Source organism: Pseudoalteromonas sp. BMB, assembly GCF_001709235.1.
Taxonomy (GTDB): domain Bacteria; phylum Pseudomonadota; class Gammaproteobacteria; order Enterobacterales; family Alteromonadaceae; genus Pseudoalteromonas; species Pseudoalteromonas maricaloris.
The window spans coordinates 1-2898 of sequence record NZ_MBQA01000031.1 but is presented as its reverse complement, the minus strand read 5'-3'; the positions used below and the strand labels follow the sequence as shown (position 1 = coordinate 2898).

General features: G+C 39.6%; 4 protein-coding genes and 1 pseudogene. All 5 read left to right on the top strand.

All coding sequences use genetic code 11. The features are described 5' to 3' along the window. A pseudogene (locus BB427_RS24590) lies at positions 1-528 on the top strand (AHH domain-containing protein); the annotation flags it as partial. 9 nt (positions 529-537) lie between these two features. Then, positions 538-1062: a DUF4303 domain-containing protein gene (locus BB427_RS02785; protein WP_069018863.1), complete on the top strand. Its 525-nt coding sequence runs from the start codon at positions 538-540 to the stop codon at positions 1060-1062. Beyond that, the gene (locus tag BB427_RS24360) at positions 1044-1205 is read left to right on the top strand and encodes a hypothetical protein (protein WP_175401227.1); all 162 of its coding nucleotides are present in this window, start codon (positions 1044-1046) and stop codon (positions 1203-1205) included. Before BB427_RS02785 ends, BB427_RS24360 begins: the two co-directional genes overlap by 19 nt. An 86-nt stretch (positions 1206-1291) precedes the next feature. Further along, positions 1292-2059, top strand: coding sequence for a DNA/RNA non-specific endonuclease (locus BB427_RS23665; RefSeq protein ID WP_083229827.1), 768 nt, complete (start codon positions 1292-1294; stop codon positions 2057-2059). A 7-nt stretch (positions 2060-2066) separates the two neighbouring features. Beyond that, entirely contained in the window at positions 2067-2387 is a 321-nt protein-coding gene (locus tag BB427_RS02775) for an immunity protein YezG family protein (RefSeq protein WP_069018862.1), read from the top strand. Positions 2388-2898 lie beyond the last annotated feature (511 nt).

Here is a 2898-nt window from a genome sequence, read left to right as displayed (position 1 = left end):
ATAAGAGACAGAGTTAATAAAGCGTTGGATGAGTATCAAGGTCAATCACCAATTCGAGGCGTTACCGACAAGCCCATCAAAGCCAAAGCCGATGAGTTGGAACCACCAAAAGGGAATGAGCTGCCGGGGACTAATGTTAAAAGTAAACGAAAATTTGGACCAGCAGATGGAGAAGTAGAGCCTAAATGGGGTAGTTTACTGCGCGAATATGGCGCTGGTGAACCTCCAAAAGACATGATAAACCCGCATGCCCATCACTCTGTTTTCAAAAAAGGGCGGGGCAAGAAAATGAGAGAATACCTCGATGAAAGTAAAGATATTTTAGAAAAATATGATATTGACTGGTATAGAGGACCCGAGAACCTTGGGTGGGCTCCAAACAAAAATCACAGTACAAAGGCTGCAAAAGCGGTGCGGGATTATCTCAAAGAAGCTGATAAAGTGGGAGCCACAAAACATGATATAGTGAAAGCACTGGAAGAGATTAAAAAACATTTTGCAAATGACACGATACATAAATTTTATTAGGAAACTTTGATGAACTTAACTGACTTAGAAACAATAATAGAACAGGCTATAAGAGAGTGCTTTTCTCAATTGAAATCACAACAACCAGAGAGCGAACTAATAGCATTTGGATTGTACTGCGATTCAAACTGTTCAAGTTTAGCTCCTTCTGCTAACTCTAATGATCACTTAAATTCATTAATTGAAGAAGATCCCGAAGACTCTACTTATTATAAATGGTCTCCGGGAGAATGGGATTTTGAAGGAGAAGGTTCCGAATACTTTCAAGAAATTTCCAAACAGATGACAGAAAGCCTGAATAAAGCTACATCCGATGCAATGCTCAATCAGCATAAACTTGATATTGCTCAAATAGCTGTAAACTCTCTAAAAGCGGTTAAAGACTCAGGATTTTTCAACGAATTAGGTATAAAACCGATTATTGTTTTCAGTATTCTTGACTTCGAAGACTCCGTTACAGAAAAAAGTTGGATCAAGTACCTAAATACTGAGACCGAATTTTTGGAGTTTGAAAGGTGGATAAACCAACTGTAGAGTCATCAGTTGTGGGGTCGGCAGTAAAAGGCGTAGGCAAGATCATCTTAAAAATACCGGAGAGTCCCTCTCTGCTGCGCTTGCAGTACTGCGGCTTTTTACCCAAAGAAAAGTCGGTAAAGGCGACCCAGTTAAATACCTAAGAAACATCAACTGGCAAGACCTAGGAAAACAATCCGCCACGGAAGTTAAAAACATCGTCAAAGGCCTACGCGATTCACTCGATGACATGTCCACCAGTTGGCACTACGACCTACTGCTCCCAGACGCCGCCATCGAAGGCATGCAAGCCACAGTAAAACGCCTAGACGATGTCACCCCCAAAATCGACCAGCATATGCAACAAGCCGCCCAAGAAATTGGGCAGCGAGTTAATAAAGCGTTGGATGAGTATCAAGGTCAATCACCAATTCGAGGCGTTACCGACAAGCCCATCAAAGCCAAAGCCGATGAGTTGGAGCCGCCAAAAGGGAATGAGCTGCCGGGGGCTAATGTTAGCATCATAGAGCTCGAACAGGGTAAAAAAGGTTCTTGGAATAAAACTCTCAATGGTAAACTTGAAGCAAATACAACATACAGAGTTGGATCATACGACTACAATACAGATGAGTTTGGTAGGGTTAAATCAGTGTCTGGAAAGCTTGATTTAGATACGGTTGATAGAAATAAGTATCAACAATCAAAAGCTGGAGCTACGGGTGGAATAAAGGATGGCCTTGTAGACGATGAAGGGGGACATTTAATTGCTACTATATTCAAGGGGCCCGGTGAACAAATTAACTATGCGGCCATGAATGGTAACCTCAACAAAGGCGCTTGGAAGCGGATGGAGAATAAGTGGGCTGAAGCGCTTAAGGAAACACCGCCCAAAGAAATTGATGTGAATATCAATGCCATATATGAAGAAAATAGTAAAAGACCAGTTGCATTCGATGTAACTTATATTATTGATGGAAAGAAGAAAACATTAACATTTTTAAATAAAGCTGGAGGATAAAGTTACTATGAATGACATTTATGAGGGAATAGCAAGTTACTTAATACAACAAGCGAGAACTGGTTGGGTAGTGATTATTGCTGAAGTAGAGTTTTTCGAGGATTCGGCAGAATTCGACATTACCTGCCAATATCCAGATAACACCATAGAAGATCTTGATAGTGGATTTCAGTTATTTATGAAATTTAAAGAGCTTTACAGAGTAACAACTGAAAACCCAGAAAATAAGTGGAATAAAGCTAAATTCATACTAAACCAGAGCGGTGAATTTAATATTGACTTTGAGTGGGATCAAGATCTAGCTGATGAAATAAAACGTTTGTCTTAGAATAAGTTAACAGCAAAGCAAAAATACAAATTTACTCAAGAATCAAGCTCTTTTTCACGACTTCACAGTTGAATTCGGGTTGAAGAATATGTTGATTTATTTCCAAAGTTTAACCGTATTCAACCTATCAAAGCTCGGTTTACTAAAATAGATTCTGATAGTGAGTTGGTTTTGACATTAATGTTTTATTTGGAATTGGTAGAAATGACACCAGCTTTGATTTTTTGACTGTTTTTTATATCGCAGTAGAACTTCCTAAGAATTACCGCTTATTGATACTGTTGGCGTTAGTAAAGTTATTTGCGTTGGTATCGGTCGCTCGTAGAGAGGACGCGTATTCATATGGTGGACAGATAAACAAGTTGATGTAAGTGCCGATCCGATTTACTTGCTCCACCATTCACTTCTTGACGAGCTTTAACGCATCCTCGTTTTAAAGAAAATTGTAGAGCTAACATCTAGCTTTACAATCCTTCCCATCTAATAGTAAAAGTCGGTGATTGCCGATGCA

Coding starts and splice junctions, on each gene's coding strand:
- BB427_RS02775 (WP_069018862.1), top strand. CDS start 2,067: ATGAATGACATTTATGAGGGAATAGCAAGTTACTTAATACAACAAGCG.
- BB427_RS02785 (WP_069018863.1), top strand. CDS start 538: ATGAACTTAACTGACTTAGAAACAATAATAGAACAGGCTATAAGAGAG.
- BB427_RS23665 (WP_083229827.1), top strand. CDS start 1,292: ATGTCCACCAGTTGGCACTACGACCTACTGCTCCCAGACGCCGCCATC.